Source organism: Chryseobacterium sp. UF-290 (assembly GCF_058245615.1).
The window spans coordinates 1-15570 of the sequence record NZ_JBSICB010000001.1 but is presented as its reverse complement, the minus strand read 5'-3'; the positions used below and the strand labels follow the sequence as shown (position 1 = coordinate 15570).

Sequence of the window (15570 nt, the reverse complement as noted above, 5' to 3'; positions counted from 1 at the left end):
GCTTAATATTGAATAAATTAATTTTTTAGCTACAATACCTCCAGGGGCAAAGATAACAGAACTTATGTAAAGCATGATATAATATCCTTTTTATTTTAATTTTCAGTTAATTAAACGGAGTACGGGAAAATATATTTTAGTGAATATTGATAAAGGTATACTTTTGACGGGCTAAATCTCAAATCCATGAAAACCAAAACTTCCTTTTATATAGTGTTTGTTCTCGGAATAATAGTGAATTCCGTTTCTTCGCAGATCAAATCTGAAATATTTAAGGCGTATTTAAGCAGGTTTTATGATAACTACCAGAAACTATTTGTGTCATATCAACTTCCAGCTTCCCTCTTCCAGCCTCGAGCCTCTTAAATCAAATACTTAATATTCTTCATTCCATTTCAGATAATCATTCTATGATCTGTTTCCCACTTTACTGGGTAAAATATGATACTTTCTTTTGAAAGCTGCTGAAAAATGCCTTGGATTTTTATAACCGATCATATCCGAAATTTCGCTGATATTCATATCGCTGTCGAGAAGCATTTTTTTGGCCAGCTCCATTTTAGTGTCATTCCAAAACCCGAAAACCGTAGTTCCGAAGAGCTCTTTAAATCCTTTCTTTAAAGTAAACTCATTGGTTCCTACCTGGTGGGCAAGCTCGTTCAGGGAACAGGTGGCATTCAGGTTGTTGACGATATAATCCCTTACGGCATAGATCTTTTCTTCATCTTTTTTAGGGAGGGAAGATGAAGAAGGGCTGTTATGGAAAAGCTGTTCCAGCTGAAGCAGCAGCAGTTCACTTACTTTGGCTTCAAGATAGATCCGTTTGAAGATCCCTTTTCTGTCACAGTGCATAAGGTCATTCATGATCTGATACATTTCCAGACTGATCAGGTTGTGGTCAGGATTGATCAGGGTTGAACGCTGCTTTTCTATTGCATTTCTAAAAGCCTCAAACAATCCGGAATGCTCAGGCAGAAACTTTTTAAAAAAAGCAGGAGCCAGGTTGATTTCCAGTATATGAAGATCAGGACCGAAAAACTCCATTTTACCCTGCATGTGATGAGCATAAATGATATTGTGCTGGTAACTGTCAAACTGTACAATATCCTGGAAGTTTCCTGAAGTGGCCACACTTTTACCTTTCAGGGCAAAATGCATTTCCACCGTATCAAAATCACTTTCGAAATACAGCTGAAGTTTGTTGGCTAATGAAATATTTCCAAAACTGATATGGACGTTCTCAAAACAGATTTCATGATAAAAACCGTCACCATAAGGAGGAACCAATCGGGTGATACACTCCTGTATATCCCCGTCATTGTCGTAATAAGTATCAGGATAATTTCTCTCCATGAGGATTTCCCCGATATTTTCATCGTATAGGCGTAGTGTCATTTTCTTTCTTTTAGTTAGAATTTCCTTTTTGCGGACTTTTTATTCCGTCCTGCATACCCAAACTGTTGGCTGTACGATCTACTTTTGCACAAAGGTAATGATTATTTAGAATCATTCTTAATAACTAAGTCTATTTTTCATGAAAGAATCTAAGAAAAGAAAAAACGGAATTGCAAGGTTGCTGGAAATAGCGGGAAGGAGAAAGATGATGCTGTTTCTGTCCGGATTCTTGTCCGTCATTCATGCTTTTTTGAGTCTGGTTCCTTATGTGCTTGTATTTTATATTATCCGTGAGCTGACGAGAGAGACTGTAGACTTCAGTCTGGCCCGCCAGTATATAATCTATGCTGTCATTGCAGCAGTAGTGAGCATGTTTGTGTTCTTTATCTCAGGAATTTTGTCACATATCGCGGCATATAATATTCTGTTTGAATTAAGAAGATTTATAGTAGATAAAGTCGGTAAGCTTCCTATGGGCTATCTGAATAACAGGAACTCCGGAGCTCTGAAAAAGATTCTGTCTGATGATGTGGAGAGAATTGAAAATTTTATCGCCCATCAGATCCCGGATTTTGTGAAAGGAGTGGCATTGCCTGTAGTAACGATTATTTTCCTTTTTTCACAAGACTGGCGGCTGGCGGCGATCAGCTTTGTTCCCTTGATTATTCTGGGAATCTGGATCCCTGTCATGTTTGGAGGTAAAAAGTCAAAAGTGCTGATGAAAAACTATCATCAGTCATTAGAAGATATGAATGCGGGAATTGTAGAATATGTGAGGGCTATGCCGGTGATGAAAATATTCGGACAGTCGGCAGAAACCTTTGATAAATACGGTAATACAGTGAAACGGTTCAATGGCTTTGTGAATGATTGGGTGAAATCCAGCACACCGGCTTTTGCCGTATTCATGAGCTTTATCAGCAATGCGATGCTTCCGGTATTGGCATTGGGACTGTATTTATATTTTAAGAATGGCGTTACGCTGTCCACTTTATTATTGTTTCTGATATTGGGTACAGGCTATATCAAGCCCCTTTTTGTGCTCAGCAATATGGGAATACAGATCTCAGTGATCAACCGTGGAGTGGAGCAGATCGATGCCCTTCTGTATCACGATAATTTAAAAGAAAACCATGAAAATCATCAGCCGGAAGATTTGAGCATTGTATTTGAGAATGTGAGCTTTGCGTATGATGAGAATAATTTTGTATTGGAAAATGTTGACTTTGTAATCAGGGAGAGGTCCATTACAGCGCTGGTAGGTCCTTCAGGAGCAGGCAAAAGTACGGTAGGACAGCTTTTAGCCCGCTTCTGGGATACCAGTAAAGGAGATATTAAAATTGGCGGTGTCAATATTAAGGATTACCCGCAGGAAAAGCTGATGCAGATGGTTTCTTTCGTATTCCAGGATAGCTTTATGTTTCAGCAGACTCTATTTGAAAATATAAGAATGGGAATGGATAAAACTCAGGAACAGGTAGAAGAGGCTGCAAAAGCAGCTCAGATTCACGACCTGATCATGGGACTTCCAAACGGCTATGATACACTGTTCGGACAATCGGGAGTACACCTGAGTGGAGGTGAGCAGCAGCGGTTTCAGCTGGCGAGAGCGATCCTTAAAGATGCCCCGATCCTGATCCTGGATGAAGCGACAGCATTTGCCGATCCTGAAAATGAATATAAGATCCAGCAGGCATTCAGCCGGCTGATCAGGGCTAAGACCGTATTGATTATTGCCCATAGACTAAGCACAATTACCGATGCGGACAAGATCCTGATCTTTGATAAAGGAAGACTCGTTTCAGAGGGAAAACATGAAAATCTTCTGGAAGAAAGTGAAATCTATCAGAGAATGTGGAATGCTCACATCAGAGCCAAAGAATTTGTAATGTAAATGATAAAAGGAGAATATCCCAATAAAACAGTATTATGAGAAATTTTAAAGCAATAGAGGCAGAATTTAGAGTAAGCAGAAAAGAATATATCACGCCGCACTATATCAGGATCTTTCTGACAGGAGAGCAGGTTCCTTTAATAGCCAATACTACGGTGGGAGTAAACAACAAGATCCTTATTCCACCCAAAAGAGCGGATCAGATCCATTTTCCGGAATTCGATTATGATAAGATGCTTTGGAAGCCTCAGCCTGAAGAGATCCGCCCGACTATAAGAACATACACCCATCGGGGGATTGATCTTGAAAAGAATGAGATCTGGATTGATTTTGTGGCCCACGGAGACGAAGGCCCGGCTTCTGCATGGGCACTGGAGGCTAAGAAAGGAGATGTGTTGGGAGTCCTGATGAAAGACGGCAAAACAGAGCTCTATGGTAAAGCTGAAAATTACTTTCTGGTAGCGGATGCCACAGGAATTCCCGTATTGGCAGCCATTCTGGAAGACCTTCCGGCAACTGCCAGAGGAACCTGCATCATTGAAGTTCATGGTAAGGAAGATGAGCAGGACTTGCAAACTCTCGCGGATATTGATTTTATATGGCTCTACAATGAGCATCCTCAACAGGGCAGCAGGCTGGCAGAAGTAGTAAAACAACAGGTGCTGCCTGAGGATTCACGTTCCGGCTATGTAGCGGCAGAATTTTCTTCAGTAAAAGAGATCCGCAGCTATCTCAGGAAAGAAAAACAATGGAAGCAGGAAGAGCTGTATGCCTACTCTTACTGGAAATCAGGAGTTGCAGAAGATAAATCTGCCGTAGAAAGACATAAAGAAAATGCAGCAGAGTAAAACATATGCTGTATCAGGAATTGATTCGCATCTTGTCCTGAAAAATTTCAGAATGCGGGTTTCATGATAGAGTAGTAAAAGTTTCTACCGAAGCGCTCAGGTCTGATCTTTAGAACGATAAAACTTATTAAAAATAATTATTTACAGAAAAATACATGAAATATTCAAATAAAATAAACTGGTCTTTTGCAGCGGCAATCATGGTGTCTGTTTGTTGGCTGATCGGTGATATTTTTGTTGCCGGATTTGATCCGGATCCGGCGAATTATCCTTTGTTTTCAAAAATGTACGCAGATCAGATGGATGTTGTAATGGCCACTTTGATGCTGGAAGGATCGACCTCCAGACTGATGTTCGGAGCTTTGATTGGTGCTCTTACAGGTCCGCTGCTGCTGCCTGCAACCTGGCTGGTCCATCAGTTTTTTAAGGACACCAAAAAATGGTATGCCATTTTTGTCTATTGGGTATTATTAGCAGGAGCGGTTTTGTCTCCTTTGGGTCATGCCGGGTTCTTTTATGTAGGAGAGATTTATAAAGCGGTCTATCATACAGATCCTGTTGCTCATCCTTACCTTTTAGATACAGGAAGAGGTTTTATGAAAATGCTGAATATCGCCTGGGGAGCAGCTATTGGTGTTCTGGCTATCGGCTGGATTTCATTTGCGGTATGCATCCTTTTAAACAAAACCTTACTTCCGGGATGGATGGCTCTGTTGACGCCGGTTGTGCTGACTTTACTTATCATTCCTGTGAAAAATCTTCTGCCGCTTCCTTATTCAGGATGGGTGGGTGGAGCGATATTCAATATTGCCTATCTGATATTTTTCAGCTCATTGCTATTCCTGTTCAGAAAAAAACTGGTACAACAGGGTGAAACTCTTAAAAGCGCCTTACAATGATAAAAAACTTACAATACGTTACTTCCTTCAATCCGAAAGATACCCGGAAGGTTGCTTTTACAGAGATCCTGCACAGCCTTTTTATTGCTGCTCCTTCAGGAATTTTACTGGTAATCATTTGGGAACTGTTTTCAGAAAATCCGGATATGACGAGAATATGGTCCGTAGTTGCTTTGATGGCAGTGATGCTTCTGGTCCAGTTTTTTGTAGCGTCCCGTTCGATGGTGAGATCCAACATCCTGGTATATGACCTTTCTACAAAGCTGCGCATTAAGCTGGGAAACCATATTCAGAAGTTCTCTTTAGGCTTTTTTAAACAAAAAGATCCCGGGGAGATTGCTTCTATTGTTTTGCAGGATGTTGCCAATTTTGAAGGAATATTCGGACATAGCATCGGTAATCTGGCTTCCGCGGCATTTGGTACAGTTTTACTGTCGATAATTTTATTGATATACGACTGGAGGCTGGCCCTTTGCCTGTTGCTGGCTTTACCCCTGATCTATCCTTTTTTAAGGATTGCGAATTATCTGGTCAGCCGTTTAGGAAAAAAGCAGATTGAGGCCAGGAATACCGTAGGAGCTAAATTCCTGGAATATGTACAGGGAATCCGTCATTTGAAATCCTATGGATTAACAGGAAAGAAACATAAAGGGCTGGAAGACTCTTTTGACGATCTTCGCCGCAAGTGTATCCGCCTGGAAGCGGTTCCCGGACCGTTTATCGTGACGGCAGCTATCGTTTTTGAGATCGGTTTTATAGGAATGGTAGTGCTTGGACTGTATTTTTTGTTTCATCAGTCTATCACGGTTCCGGTGCTGATTACTTTTCTGATCATGGGATATAATCTCTACGGTCCTTTAAAGGTAGTGATGGTAGATTATCTTGTCCTTCGATATATGAATGAAAGTCTGAACCGCATCATCGGAGTATTGGAAGAGCCTACAATGGAAACCGAAAAGAATGAGCTTCCTCAGCACTATGAGATCAGTTTTAAAAATGTAAGTTTTGGCTATCAGGAAAAAATGACCCTGCAGAATCTCAGCTTTACTGTTCCTGAAAAATCAATGCTCGCTTTAGTGGGACATTCCGGATCAGGTAAGACGACCATTGCTTCCCTGATCGCCAGATTCTGGGATGTAAATCAGGGCGGTATAACGATAGGAGATACGGACATCAGAAATATAAAACAGGATACCTTTTATAAACTGATCAGTGAAGTGTTCCAGGAGGTTTATCTTTTTGATGATACTATTTATAATAACATTAAGATCGGAAAACCGGATGCTACGGAGCAGGAAGTCTATCATGCCATGGAGCAGGCTCAATGTCTCGAATTTATCAAAGAATTTCCGGAAGGTATTCACACCAAAGTGGGTGAGGGAGGATGTAAGCTATCAGGAGGGCAAAAGCAGAGAATCAGTATAGCAAGAGCTTTACTGAAAGATGCGCCTATTGTATTACTGGACGAAGCTACCGCCAGTCTTGATCCTGAAAATGAGATTTACATTCAGAGGGCGATCCAGGAACTGGTGAGATCAAAAACCGTTGTTGTTATCGCTCATAAACTGTCTACCATACAAAATGCCCGGCAGATAATCGTTCTGAATGAAGGGAAAATTGCAGAAAAAGGAAACCATGAAGAGCTTTTGGAGAAAAATGGGATATATCGTAAAATGTGGGATATACAAAAAAAATCTAACGGCTGGAAGGTAAACAACACAAATGAAATTCTTGATGTATGCTAAAGATGGAGCAGATGTTTTTTCTTCTCAGGAAGAGAAATCCAATGTGGAGGTGGCCTTTAAATCTTCGGATTTAAAGGCTTTTTTGTGCAGAAACATTTCCTGCGAACTACCGGTTCAAATATTAATCTTATATTGCTGTAAAGAATTATCAGAAAGAGAATATGGAGCAACTGAAAAAATGGTTTCAAAGCAACTGGTCTACAGTGATCTTAGCCCTTCTGTTCATTATATTACTTGTGAACCCGGATGCCAAAGCATGGCTGATGAGACAGGTTGCAGCTACCGGATTATTAAATTCCAGCATATCAAAGCCGAAAGCTCAAGATGCTGAAGCTGTATCACCGGTTTCTTATGCTGATTTCACCCTGAAAGATGAAAAGGGAGGACTGATTAGTGTCTCAGATTTGAAAGGGAAAGTTGTATTTATCAACTTTTGGGCCTCATGGTGCCCGCCATGCCGTGCTGAGTTTCCATCCGTTCAGAAGTTTTATGAAAAATACCGTTCCCATCCGGATATGGTGTTTCTTACGATAAATATAGATGATGACCCAGCCTTGGGGAAAGCATACCTGGAAGAAAAAGGATTTACAGTTCCATTCCTGATTACTATTGGTACTATTCCGAAGGAAATTTATGACGGATCATTGCCTACTACTGTGGTTCTGGATAAGCAGGGAGAGATCCGGCTTAGGCATACAGGTATTGCAGACTACAGTAAAAATTCTTTTTATGCCGGGATAGATACCCTACTGAAATAAAACCGTAATCGACAGAAAGCTACAGTCGTGAAGTGACATGTTGAATCCGATTAAAAAAAGAGCCTCTGCAATATACTTTTGGAGGTTTTTTTCTTACATTTATCAATCATCAATTATCATAAGATTTTATGAACATTCAACTTTTCTCAAAAAATGCATTAGTGGGAGCCGCTACTCAGGGAATAGGAGCAGGAATTGCTACAGAACTGGCAAAATGCGGAGCCAATGTCACGATAATGTCACGCAATGAAACTAAACTTAAAGATTTTGTGTCTTCACTGCCTGTTGTAAACCCTGATCAGAAACACGGGTATCTGGTTGCTGACTTTTCTGATTTTGAAAATTATAAAAAAGTGATTTCAGAATACTTCCGCACCCATTCCATAGATATTCTGGTCAATAATACGAATGGACCGGAGCCGGGTTTAGCCCTTGATAAAAGTGTTGCGGATTATCAAAAAGCGTTCGATCTTCTTTTTAAAACCGTTTGCGAAACCACATTGCTGGCTTTACCCTATATGATTGCACAGAAAAACGGCCGGATCATTAATGTTTCTTCACTGTCAGTAAAAGAACCGATCGGTAATCTGGCGCTTTCCAATTCTATCCGTTCAGCGGTAATGGCCTGGGCAAAGACATTATCCAATGAGATTGCACAACATAATATTACGGTCAACAATATTCTTACCGGATATTTCGATACGGAAAGAATCCAAAATCTCATTCAGCATGAAGCAAAGCAAACAGGAGCCTCTACAGAAGAAATAAAAAAAGCCAGAGAACAGAAAATTCCAATGAAACGGCTGGGTAAGCCTGAAGAATATGGACACCTGGTTGCTTTCCTGGCTTCAGAATATGCATCATACCTTACCGGAGCAAATATTCCTTTGGATGGAGGGTTGAATAATACGTATTAAGCGGGAAAAATACTCTTTATGAAAATGTAAACCTTCAGGCTGATAATCTGAAGGTTTTATTTTTAATGAAAAACACAATTCTCCACTTCCGGATGTTGTGGATCAGATCATGATCAGCTACAAAGCCAATGTCCTTTACAAAAGTAATCTCACGATGCTGGATATGCTGGCCAACTTTGACTGGAAGCGTCCGGTCAATTTCTCATCAGGAGGAATGGACTTCAGCTGGCAAGAAAGCCTTAAAAAAGGAATATTTGATGAATATGGGTATTATATGAGCCTTTCACCAAAATTCCAGGCAGTTGCCCGGAGGCAAATAAGATCGAAACCGATGGAATATGCACTTGTAATTTCTGCTGTTATAGAAGCTTACCGTACATTGGGACAGAATGAAAAGGCTCATGCTTATCTTTTGAAGCCAGTAGAGCCGATTGATGAGAAATTCAATGTTTTTGTAAAGGGTTTTCAGCAGATGGGTAAAGAGAAAGCGATGACTGAGGCTGAAAATGTTCAGCAGATCACACCTTTTTATCAATATCTGTTCGAAGTAATGGAACCTTTTGATTCTGCTTATTCAAAAAAGAAGGAAGAGCAGATCACTACAGCAATCATTAAAGTGACACAATAAGAGATATCAGCAGATCAACTTTTAAGAATGATTGGCTCCTTTCTTCCTGTTCCTTTTTACCTGACGGTTTTCCAGGTGGTTTATCCAAAAATAAAGAATATATCTTTTAATTCTGGCTGTTTCAACGCCTTTTCTGGGGTCCTTATCTTATCTTCCGGTTGCAAAGCAGCCCGTAGTGATGATCCCGGGAAAGAAGAATTATATTTTCATTACGTTACATAATATATGGGCTTGAATTTTAAAAAGAAAAATATTACATCTTACAGGTTTTTAAAAACCTGTAAGATGTAATGAAAAATATGCTAACGCTTTTCTTTCAATGACCAGCCGAATTTTAATCCGATGATAAAAATAACCAGTAACAGTTCTCCGGCAGCAAGTAAAATATCTCCGGGAACCCGCATCCATCTTAAGAAATGCATGATATCAGTCTGCATAAATTCTGCGGAACGGGCATACCAGTATCCTTCTTTGATAGAGGCTACCGATTGCATAATTCCTATAGGAAGAAGGCTTATCGTCACCATAACCAGTAATCCGATATTGGTTAACCAGAAAGCCCAGCCAATTAATTTATCATTCCATTGACGGTCCGGGTACAGACCTCTGAGGACAAACATCATCAATCCGATTCCTAAAATTCCATACACCCCAAACAGAGCGGCATGGCCATGAACGGCCGTTGTGTTCAGTCCCTGGATATAGTACAATGCAATAGGGGGATTGATGGCAAATCCGAAGATTCCTGCTCCGAGGAAATTCCAGAAACACATGGCGATAAAACAGTATATTGGCCATTTATATGCCTTGATCCACTTTGCCGATTTGCTGAGCTGATAGTTTTGATATGCTTCATAACCAATCAGGACAAGAGGTACAATTTCCAATGCACTGAAAGTAGCTCCCAAAGCAAGTACAGCAGTGGGGGTGGCACTGAAATACAAATGATGGAATGTTCCTAAAATACCTCCTGCAAGGAAGATGATGGTAGAAAATAAGACTGCGTGGGTTGCTGATTTTAGTCTTAATAGTCCTAATCTTGTAAACAGGAAGGCGGCTACTACGGTTGCAAAAACCTCAAAGAAGCCCTCCACCCAAAGGTGTACAACCCACCATCTCCAATATTCGGCAATAGCCATATGAGTTTGTCTTCCATACATCAGACCGGCACCATAGAACATGGCAATTGCTACAGAAGAAAGGGTAAATAAAAGAAGTAAGTGACGGTCTCCGTCTTTACGTCTTAAAGCAGGAAGTAATGCTCTTACCATTAAAATCAGCCAGAGAATCAGCCCGATCAGCAATAAAATCTGCCATATCCTTCCGAGCTCTACATATTCGTACCCCTGGTGCCCCCAAAGAAAATTATCTACCAGTCCCAGCTTTTGCATTACACCGAGCCATTGCCCGGTCAGAGATCCCAAAACGACGACCAATAAAGCTCCGAACAATACATTGACACCCAATTTTTGATATTTGGGCTCATATCCTGAAACCGCCGGGGCTATATACAACCCTGTAGCCAGCCATGAAGTGGCAATCCAGAATATAGCCAGCTGTACATGCCAGCTTCTGGATACTGACTGCGGAAGAAACTGATCCAAAGGAATTCCGTAAAATCCGCTTCCTTCGACTCCGTAATGGGCTGTAATGACTCCGGCAAGCATCTGAACCAGGATCAGTAACGCAACCACCCAGATATATTTCAAAGTAGCTTTCATGGATGGAGTAGGCTTTATATTCCGTAGAGGATCTTCAAGAGGAAGCGCTTCGTTGATTTCTTCCTCTTTATTCCTTGCGTGATAGAATACCAGAAGCCCGACACAAGCCAGCAGTAATAATACACTGAATCCTGACCACAGGTGGAGTGATGGAGGCGGAACATTCCCTACTGCCTCATCATGCGGCCAGTTGTTAGTATAGGTAACATCATCTCCAGGTCTTTCTGTGATACAAACCCAGGTGCTCCATGCAAAAAAGGCATTCATCCTGGCCATTCTTACGCTGTCTTTGATGGTATTTTTGGGAATGGCGTACTGTCCACGCAGTTCCGACATGGAAGGATCATTCATGAATAATCCGGAGTAGTATTGAGAAAGTTGCTTTTGTACTTTTGCTCTTTCAGGAGAGAAAACGATCTCATTTTTCTTTTCATTGAAAGTGTTGGTACGGAGTTCTTTTTTCAGCAGTACCTGGTATTTTGCCTGCTCATCATCAGGAAGTTCTTTGTATATTTTACCCTCTTTTTTGGCCAGTTCGTTAAGCAGAAGATCCGCTTCCTGGTGAAGATAATCAGCAGTCCAGTCAGGAGCAATATAAGCGCCATGTCCCCAGATACTTCCCACGGTTTGTCCTCCAATAGACTGCCATACATTCTGACCATCTTTAATATCCTGCCCTGTGGCAATCACTGTCCCGTCCGCACTTACTATTTGCTCCGGAATCGGAGGGACTTTTCTATAGATTTCGGTTCCGTAAAATATAAGCACTGCAAATGAGGTAATCATTACAATAGAAAGTCCTATCCAAAGTTTTTTAGGTGTCATTCAGATCGGTTTTTAAGATTCAACAGCAAATTCTTTTTCAAGCTGAATAGCCTTTGGGAAAAGAATATTGTTTTCCAGATGAATATGCTTGTGCAGATCATTTTCAAAATCCTGGAGCATGGCAAAGGCTACTTTGTATGTGTTACAGGCATCGGCAGGCGGAAGATATTCATCTGTGATCTCCGCTATTTTTCTGAAGCGTTCTCCTTCCACAGTATGTTCATGTTGCATCATATTCACCGGGTTTTCCACTGTGCCGAACGCTGGTTGTGGAAGACTGCCACCGGATATTTTAGCTTTGACTATATTTCTTACAAAAGGAAACAGAATAAGCTCTTCTTTTTTCATATGAGCTGCCAGGTCATGGGCTGATTCATTAAATAAAGTATTGATCTCGAATAATTCAGGATGTCTGTCCCCGTGAACTTTACAGAGTTTATCCAGGAAAGCCTGCAAAACAGGAGTTTTTTCTTCTACGTAACGGTGGTGTGTTTTCTCGATATAATCTGCCAGAAGGTCCAGTGGCCAGCTGTTGAAATCAATAGAAGAACCTTCATTTTTTGGGAGCGCTTCCAGTTCTGTGTAAATTTTTTCAGGATCGAGCTTCTTGCTGCTGCACGCTTCTTCTATAGTTCTTCCGCCTTTGCAACAGAAATCGATTCCGTGTCTTTTAAAAATGGCTGCGGTTCTGAAGTCTTCTGCTACCATATTTCCTATTAAATCTGTTCTTGTATCCATAATATAATACTTTTTTATCTTTTATTATTTTAAATTTTTTTGATTACTTTTTGAGCGAAAGAATGTACTTTACCATCTGTTTAGCGTCGTCTTTGCTTAATCCTTCATGAGGGGTCATCGGGATATCACCCCAGTTGCCTTTTCCTCCGTCAATGATTTTCTGAGCCAGCTGATCAATATCTTTTTCGGTATATTTTTCAGCTACTTCCTGGTAAGAAGGGCCAATTAATTTCGCATCTATTTTATGACATGCAAGGCAGTCAGCTCCTTCTATCAATGTAAAGCCAGGATCACTGGAGGTATCTGATGAAACAGCGGGTTGTGGTACCGGTTGCTCTGTAGAAGGCTCAGGTATTGGTATAGGAGTCGTTCCGCTTTTCTCGGAGCATGATACGTTTATCATTAATAAACTCAATATCATTGCTGTACCTATAAGTTGTGTTTTCATAATAATTGTCGTTTGATTTATATTTTTTGTGCAAGAATGGATACTGCACAAAGGTTGTTTTCAAACTTTTTAAATGTTTTTCTCATTTGTATTACCCTGCAACGGATTTTAGGTTGTGTTACTATATTTGCTGCAATTTTCAGGAATCCGGAAAAACCTTCATCGCTGATTAGTCTTTTAATCTCCAAAAGGTGCATCGGTGCTGTTTCTGTTTTTAAGACCTTAAATCCCTCTTTTTCCAGTAAATGAGTCCATTCCGGAATGGTGAGTGGGCGGGTATTTACCTTCAGGGTTAAAGCGAGCTCCTTCTGAATCTGTAGTTTTACATTTTCATCCAGACTATCAGGGGTAAGTGCCAGCTCATGAATGGCATAAAATCCCTGAGATCTCAAAATTCTCGAAGCTTCCTGAATAATCTCAGATTTTCTGTGATCGGCATGCATACTCAGCATAGCTTCACCGTACACTTTATCGGCAGATTGCTCAGGTAATGGACTGTGTGCTGCATTTCCCAGTTGAAATTGTGCAGAAGTATAATTAAATTTTTTTTTCAACAGGTTTACAGCCTCCTGTTCAGCATCAATTCCTATATAGGATGCCGGATTTTTCTCCAAGGTGAGTTTTGCGGTAAAACCAAGACCCGGAGCAAATTCGACTACACGGTCATCAGGGGTAATATTCAGTATAGCCAGCATCTCTCGGGTAAGCGCTACGCCTCCTGGACGCAGAACTTTTTTACCGATCTTAGCTAACAGCCAGTGTGCGGACATTTTTTCAATAGGGTCTGTTTTCATTAGGTGGGGTTTTGAATTGGAATATGACAGTCAAAATCAGAGTGATGGCCTTTACTGTTTCAGCATAGATAAAATAATCATGCAGCGGAGTAGAAGGTAATGGTTTACTGGATGAAAGAAGATCTGCCCGTGCATCTAAAACCGGAAGCATCCAAAACTGTTCTAAGGCCAGGATGAAGAATAAAATAAAGAGTAGTATAAAATCCAATTTTTTATAGTTGCTATGACTGATTGTCATGAATATCAGAATCAGGATCAGAAAGATAGCCTGTATTTTTGTTGAGATTTCAAACATTATTTTTCCCAGCCCCAAAGCGGTTGAAAGGGTGATTCCATGAACCTGAAACTTAAGGGGAGTTTCTATAAAGCTTACTGTTATAAACATTCCTGTCATCAGACAGAATAACATGAGGACAACAGGATTTTTAAGATAGAGTTTCATTTTTTTTATTATTCAATATATTAAGATCTTTTTATCTTTTATTTATTCAAATTTTTTTCATGCTTTAAGATGAGTCAATTTTAAATCCAGGTTATCAACGAACATTTGTATTTTAGACGTTTCAAGCATAATACGAAGTTCCTGCCTGATACTTTTAAATTGATCATGAAGGGGGCAAGGATGAAGTTCAGAACACTGGTCAAGTCCAAGTCCACAACCGGAAAACAATTTATCACCGTCAACTTCCCTTACAATATCAGCAATACTGGTGTCCAGGTTTTTCTGATCCATATAGAAACCTCCATTCGGCCCTTTTACAGATTGTACAAATCCTTTTCTGCTCAAATCCTGAAGGATTTTAGCGATAAAATGTTCAGGAGAATTAATGTTTTTTGAGATATCCTTGATTCCGACTCTGCTGTCATTTTTAGATTGCTGGGCAATATAAATTAAAGCTCTTAAAGCATATTCGCAGGTTTTGGAAAACATTGTATCTGATTTTATAGGACAAATATATAAACTTATTTTTAATAAAAGATAAAAAACTCTTTTATTTTACTTGAAGGTTGATAAATTTCATAAAAAGTTGAAGTGACAAAAAAGCAGAGGTTGAGTATATTATAAAAGTTTTACGGAATGGTTACCGGAGGATTATGGAATGCTTTACTTCTTTTCCTTAGATCAGACGGTCTTGATTGGGTAAATTTCCGAAAGGTAAAGGTATCACTGAAGGCGCTAATCGAACTATAGCCAACATCATCAGCAATTTCGTTAATGGGTTTATCAGTATTTAACAGCAGTTCAATAGCTTTGATGATCCTGAAGGATTTTAGGTACTGGAGGCAGGAAATATCCATATCTGCTTTAAACAAACGGGACATGGAACGCTCACTCAATCCGAATCCGGCACTTACATTACTTAAAGTAAGCGTTTCCCCGATATTCCATTCAAGATAGGAAACTATTTTCATCATCTGCTTGCTGTGAGTGGCGGGAAGAATGATTGGGAGAGGCTGTTTATGGGTTTTAGGAAGGATTTCTTTTGTATGCTTGTGAAAAGGAATCAGCTTCTCTGATATCTATTTACAGAAGACTCTTTTAATCTATATCAAAATCAAAAAGTATAGCTGGTTTAGCTAATTTTATAGTAGAGTGGTGAGACTGTCTTTGAGAAGGCAGTCTTTTTGATACATATCGGACAGCTAACAAACTGAAAACTGTGATAATTTTTAGTACTAAAACTATACGAGGATGTGACCCCGGTTATTTTAAGATAACTTTTTGCTGAAAAAATAATTTTCGTAATTAATTTATAAACAATTGTTTAATTGTTTTGGTAGAAATTTTACGAGAAAAAAGCATAAGAAAATTTGGAATTAAAGAGGGTTTTCCTATCTTTGCAGTCCCTTAAACAAAGGGATTTACTTAAAAAAATAAGTGACCGACTCGGTAGCTCAGCTGGTAGAGCAATACACTTTTAATGTATGGGTCCTGGGTTCGAATCCCAGCCGGGTCACA

The 15570-nt window shown here is 39.9% G+C and carries 15 protein-coding genes and 1 tRNA gene; 8 read left to right on the top strand and 8 right to left on the bottom strand.

Translation table 11 applies throughout. From position 1 onward, the window contains the following. Positions 1-408: 408 nt before the first annotated feature. Positions 409-1395: a helix-turn-helix transcriptional regulator gene (locus tag AC4IF5_RS00080; RefSeq protein ID WP_490730606.1), complete on the bottom strand. Its 987-nt coding sequence runs from the start codon at positions 1393-1395 to the stop codon at positions 409-411. A 139-nt stretch (positions 1396-1534) separates the two neighbouring features. Between AC4IF5_RS00080 and AC4IF5_RS00075 the strand changes: the two genes are divergently transcribed. The 7 genes from AC4IF5_RS00075 to AC4IF5_RS00045 all read left to right on the top strand — a co-directional run bounded on the left by AC4IF5_RS00075 (position 1535) and on the right by AC4IF5_RS00045 (position 9084). Beyond that, the gene (locus tag AC4IF5_RS00075; protein ID WP_490730605.1) at positions 1535-3289 is read left to right on the top strand and encodes an ABC transporter ATP-binding protein; all 1755 of its coding nucleotides are present in this window, start codon (positions 1535-1537) and stop codon (positions 3287-3289) included. A gap of 35 nt (positions 3290-3324) precedes the next feature. After that, the gene (locus tag AC4IF5_RS00070) at positions 3325-4137 is read left to right on the top strand and encodes a siderophore-interacting protein (RefSeq protein WP_490730604.1); all 813 of its coding nucleotides are present in this window, start codon (positions 3325-3327) and stop codon (positions 4135-4137) included. Between the two features lie 155 nt (positions 4138-4292). Further along, positions 4293-5036, top strand: coding sequence for a DUF6796 family protein (locus AC4IF5_RS00065; protein ID WP_490730603.1), 744 nt, complete (start codon positions 4293-4295; stop codon positions 5034-5036). Further along, entirely contained in the window at positions 5033-6781 is a 1749-nt protein-coding gene (locus AC4IF5_RS00060; protein ID WP_490730602.1) for an ABC transporter ATP-binding protein, read from the top strand. Before AC4IF5_RS00065 ends, AC4IF5_RS00060 begins: the two co-directional genes overlap by 4 nt. Positions 6782-6942: 161 nt before the next feature. Beyond that, positions 6943-7539 (top strand): TlpA family protein disulfide reductase, encoded by a 597-nt coding sequence (locus AC4IF5_RS00055; protein ID WP_490730601.1) that lies wholly within the window; start codon positions 6943-6945, stop codon positions 7537-7539. 128 nt (positions 7540-7667) lie between these two features. Further along, entirely contained in the window at positions 7668-8456 is a 789-nt protein-coding gene (locus AC4IF5_RS00050; protein WP_490730600.1) for an SDR family oxidoreductase, read from the top strand. Between the two features lie 97 nt (positions 8457-8553). Continuing rightward, complete coding sequence (locus tag AC4IF5_RS00045; protein WP_490730599.1) at positions 8554-9084, top strand: hypothetical protein; 531 nt, start codon at positions 8554-8556, stop codon at positions 9082-9084. Positions 9085-9386: 302 nt separating this feature from the next. Here AC4IF5_RS00045 and AC4IF5_RS00040 read toward each other — a convergent pair whose 3' ends face one another. The 7 genes from AC4IF5_RS00040 to AC4IF5_RS00010 form a co-directional block, all read right to left on the bottom strand. Next, positions 9387-11630, bottom strand: a complete 2244-nt coding sequence (locus AC4IF5_RS00040) for a nitric-oxide reductase large subunit (RefSeq protein ID WP_490730598.1) — start codon at positions 11628-11630, stop codon at positions 9387-9389. Between the two features lie 12 nt (positions 11631-11642). After that, positions 11643-12368 carry an iron-sulfur cluster repair di-iron protein gene (ric, locus tag AC4IF5_RS00035; RefSeq protein ID WP_490730597.1) on the bottom strand — a complete coding sequence of 242 codons (726 nt, stop codon included), beginning with the start codon at positions 12366-12368 and terminating at the stop codon, positions 11643-11645. Between the two features lie 43 nt (positions 12369-12411). Then, entirely contained in the window at positions 12412-12816 is a 405-nt protein-coding gene (locus AC4IF5_RS00030; protein WP_490730596.1) for a c-type cytochrome, read from the bottom strand. 17 nt (positions 12817-12833) lie between these two features. Continuing rightward, positions 12834-13610, bottom strand: a complete 777-nt coding sequence (locus tag AC4IF5_RS00025) for a class I SAM-dependent methyltransferase (protein WP_490730595.1) — start codon at positions 13608-13610, stop codon at positions 12834-12836. Continuing rightward, on the bottom strand, positions 13591-14052 hold the full coding sequence (locus tag AC4IF5_RS00020; protein WP_490730594.1) for a hypothetical protein: 462 nt from the start codon (positions 14050-14052) through the stop codon (positions 13591-13593). Before AC4IF5_RS00020 ends, AC4IF5_RS00025 begins: the two co-directional genes overlap by 20 nt. A 57-nt stretch (positions 14053-14109) precedes the next feature. Then, positions 14110-14541 (bottom strand): RrF2 family transcriptional regulator, encoded by a 432-nt coding sequence (locus AC4IF5_RS00015; protein ID WP_490730593.1) that lies wholly within the window; start codon positions 14539-14541, stop codon positions 14110-14112. A 140-nt stretch (positions 14542-14681) separates the two neighbouring features. Next, positions 14682-15026 (bottom strand): helix-turn-helix domain-containing protein, encoded by a 345-nt coding sequence (locus tag AC4IF5_RS00010; protein WP_490730592.1) that lies wholly within the window; start codon positions 15024-15026, stop codon positions 14682-14684. A gap of 469 nt (positions 15027-15495) precedes the next feature. Here AC4IF5_RS00010 and AC4IF5_RS00005 point away from each other — a divergent pair. Then, positions 15496-15568, top strand: a tRNA-Lys gene (locus tag AC4IF5_RS00005). Positions 15569-15570: the final 2 nt, after the last annotated feature.

Bases quoted from the DNA above. Each gene is read 5' to 3' on its own strand.
- AC4IF5_RS00080 (WP_490730606.1), bottom strand. From the start codon at position 1,395: ATGACACTACGCCTATACGATGAAAATATCGGGGAAATCCTCATGGAG.
- AC4IF5_RS00075 (WP_490730605.1), top strand. From the start codon at position 1,535: ATGAAAGAATCTAAGAAAAGAAAAAACGGAATTGCAAGGTTGCTGGAA.
- AC4IF5_RS00070 (WP_490730604.1), top strand. From the start codon at position 3,325: ATGAGAAATTTTAAAGCAATAGAGGCAGAATTTAGAGTAAGCAGAAAA.
- AC4IF5_RS00065 (WP_490730603.1), top strand. From the start codon at position 4,293: ATGAAATATTCAAATAAAATAAACTGGTCTTTTGCAGCGGCAATCATG.
- AC4IF5_RS00060 (WP_490730602.1), top strand. From the start codon at position 5,033: ATGATAAAAAACTTACAATACGTTACTTCCTTCAATCCGAAAGATACC.
- AC4IF5_RS00055 (WP_490730601.1), top strand. From the start codon at position 6,943: ATGGAGCAACTGAAAAAATGGTTTCAAAGCAACTGGTCTACAGTGATC.
- AC4IF5_RS00050 (WP_490730600.1), top strand. From the start codon at position 7,668: ATGAACATTCAACTTTTCTCAAAAAATGCATTAGTGGGAGCCGCTACT.
- AC4IF5_RS00040 (WP_490730598.1), bottom strand. From the start codon at position 11,630: ATGACACCTAAAAAACTTTGGATAGGACTTTCTATTGTAATGATTACC.
- ric (WP_490730597.1), bottom strand. From the start codon at position 12,368: ATGGATACAAGAACAGATTTAATAGGAAATATGGTAGCAGAAGACTTC.
- AC4IF5_RS00030 (WP_490730596.1), bottom strand. From the start codon at position 12,816: ATGAAAACACAACTTATAGGTACAGCAATGATATTGAGTTTATTAATG.
- AC4IF5_RS00025 (WP_490730595.1), bottom strand. From the start codon at position 13,610: ATGAAAACAGACCCTATTGAAAAAATGTCCGCACACTGGCTGTTAGCT.
- AC4IF5_RS00020 (WP_490730594.1), bottom strand. From the start codon at position 14,052: ATGAAACTCTATCTTAAAAATCCTGTTGTCCTCATGTTATTCTGTCTG.
- AC4IF5_RS00015 (WP_490730593.1), bottom strand. From the start codon at position 14,541: ATGTTTTCCAAAACCTGCGAATATGCTTTAAGAGCTTTAATTTATATT.
- AC4IF5_RS00010 (WP_490730592.1), bottom strand. From the start codon at position 15,026: ATGATGAAAATAGTTTCCTATCTTGAATGGAATATCGGGGAAACGCTT.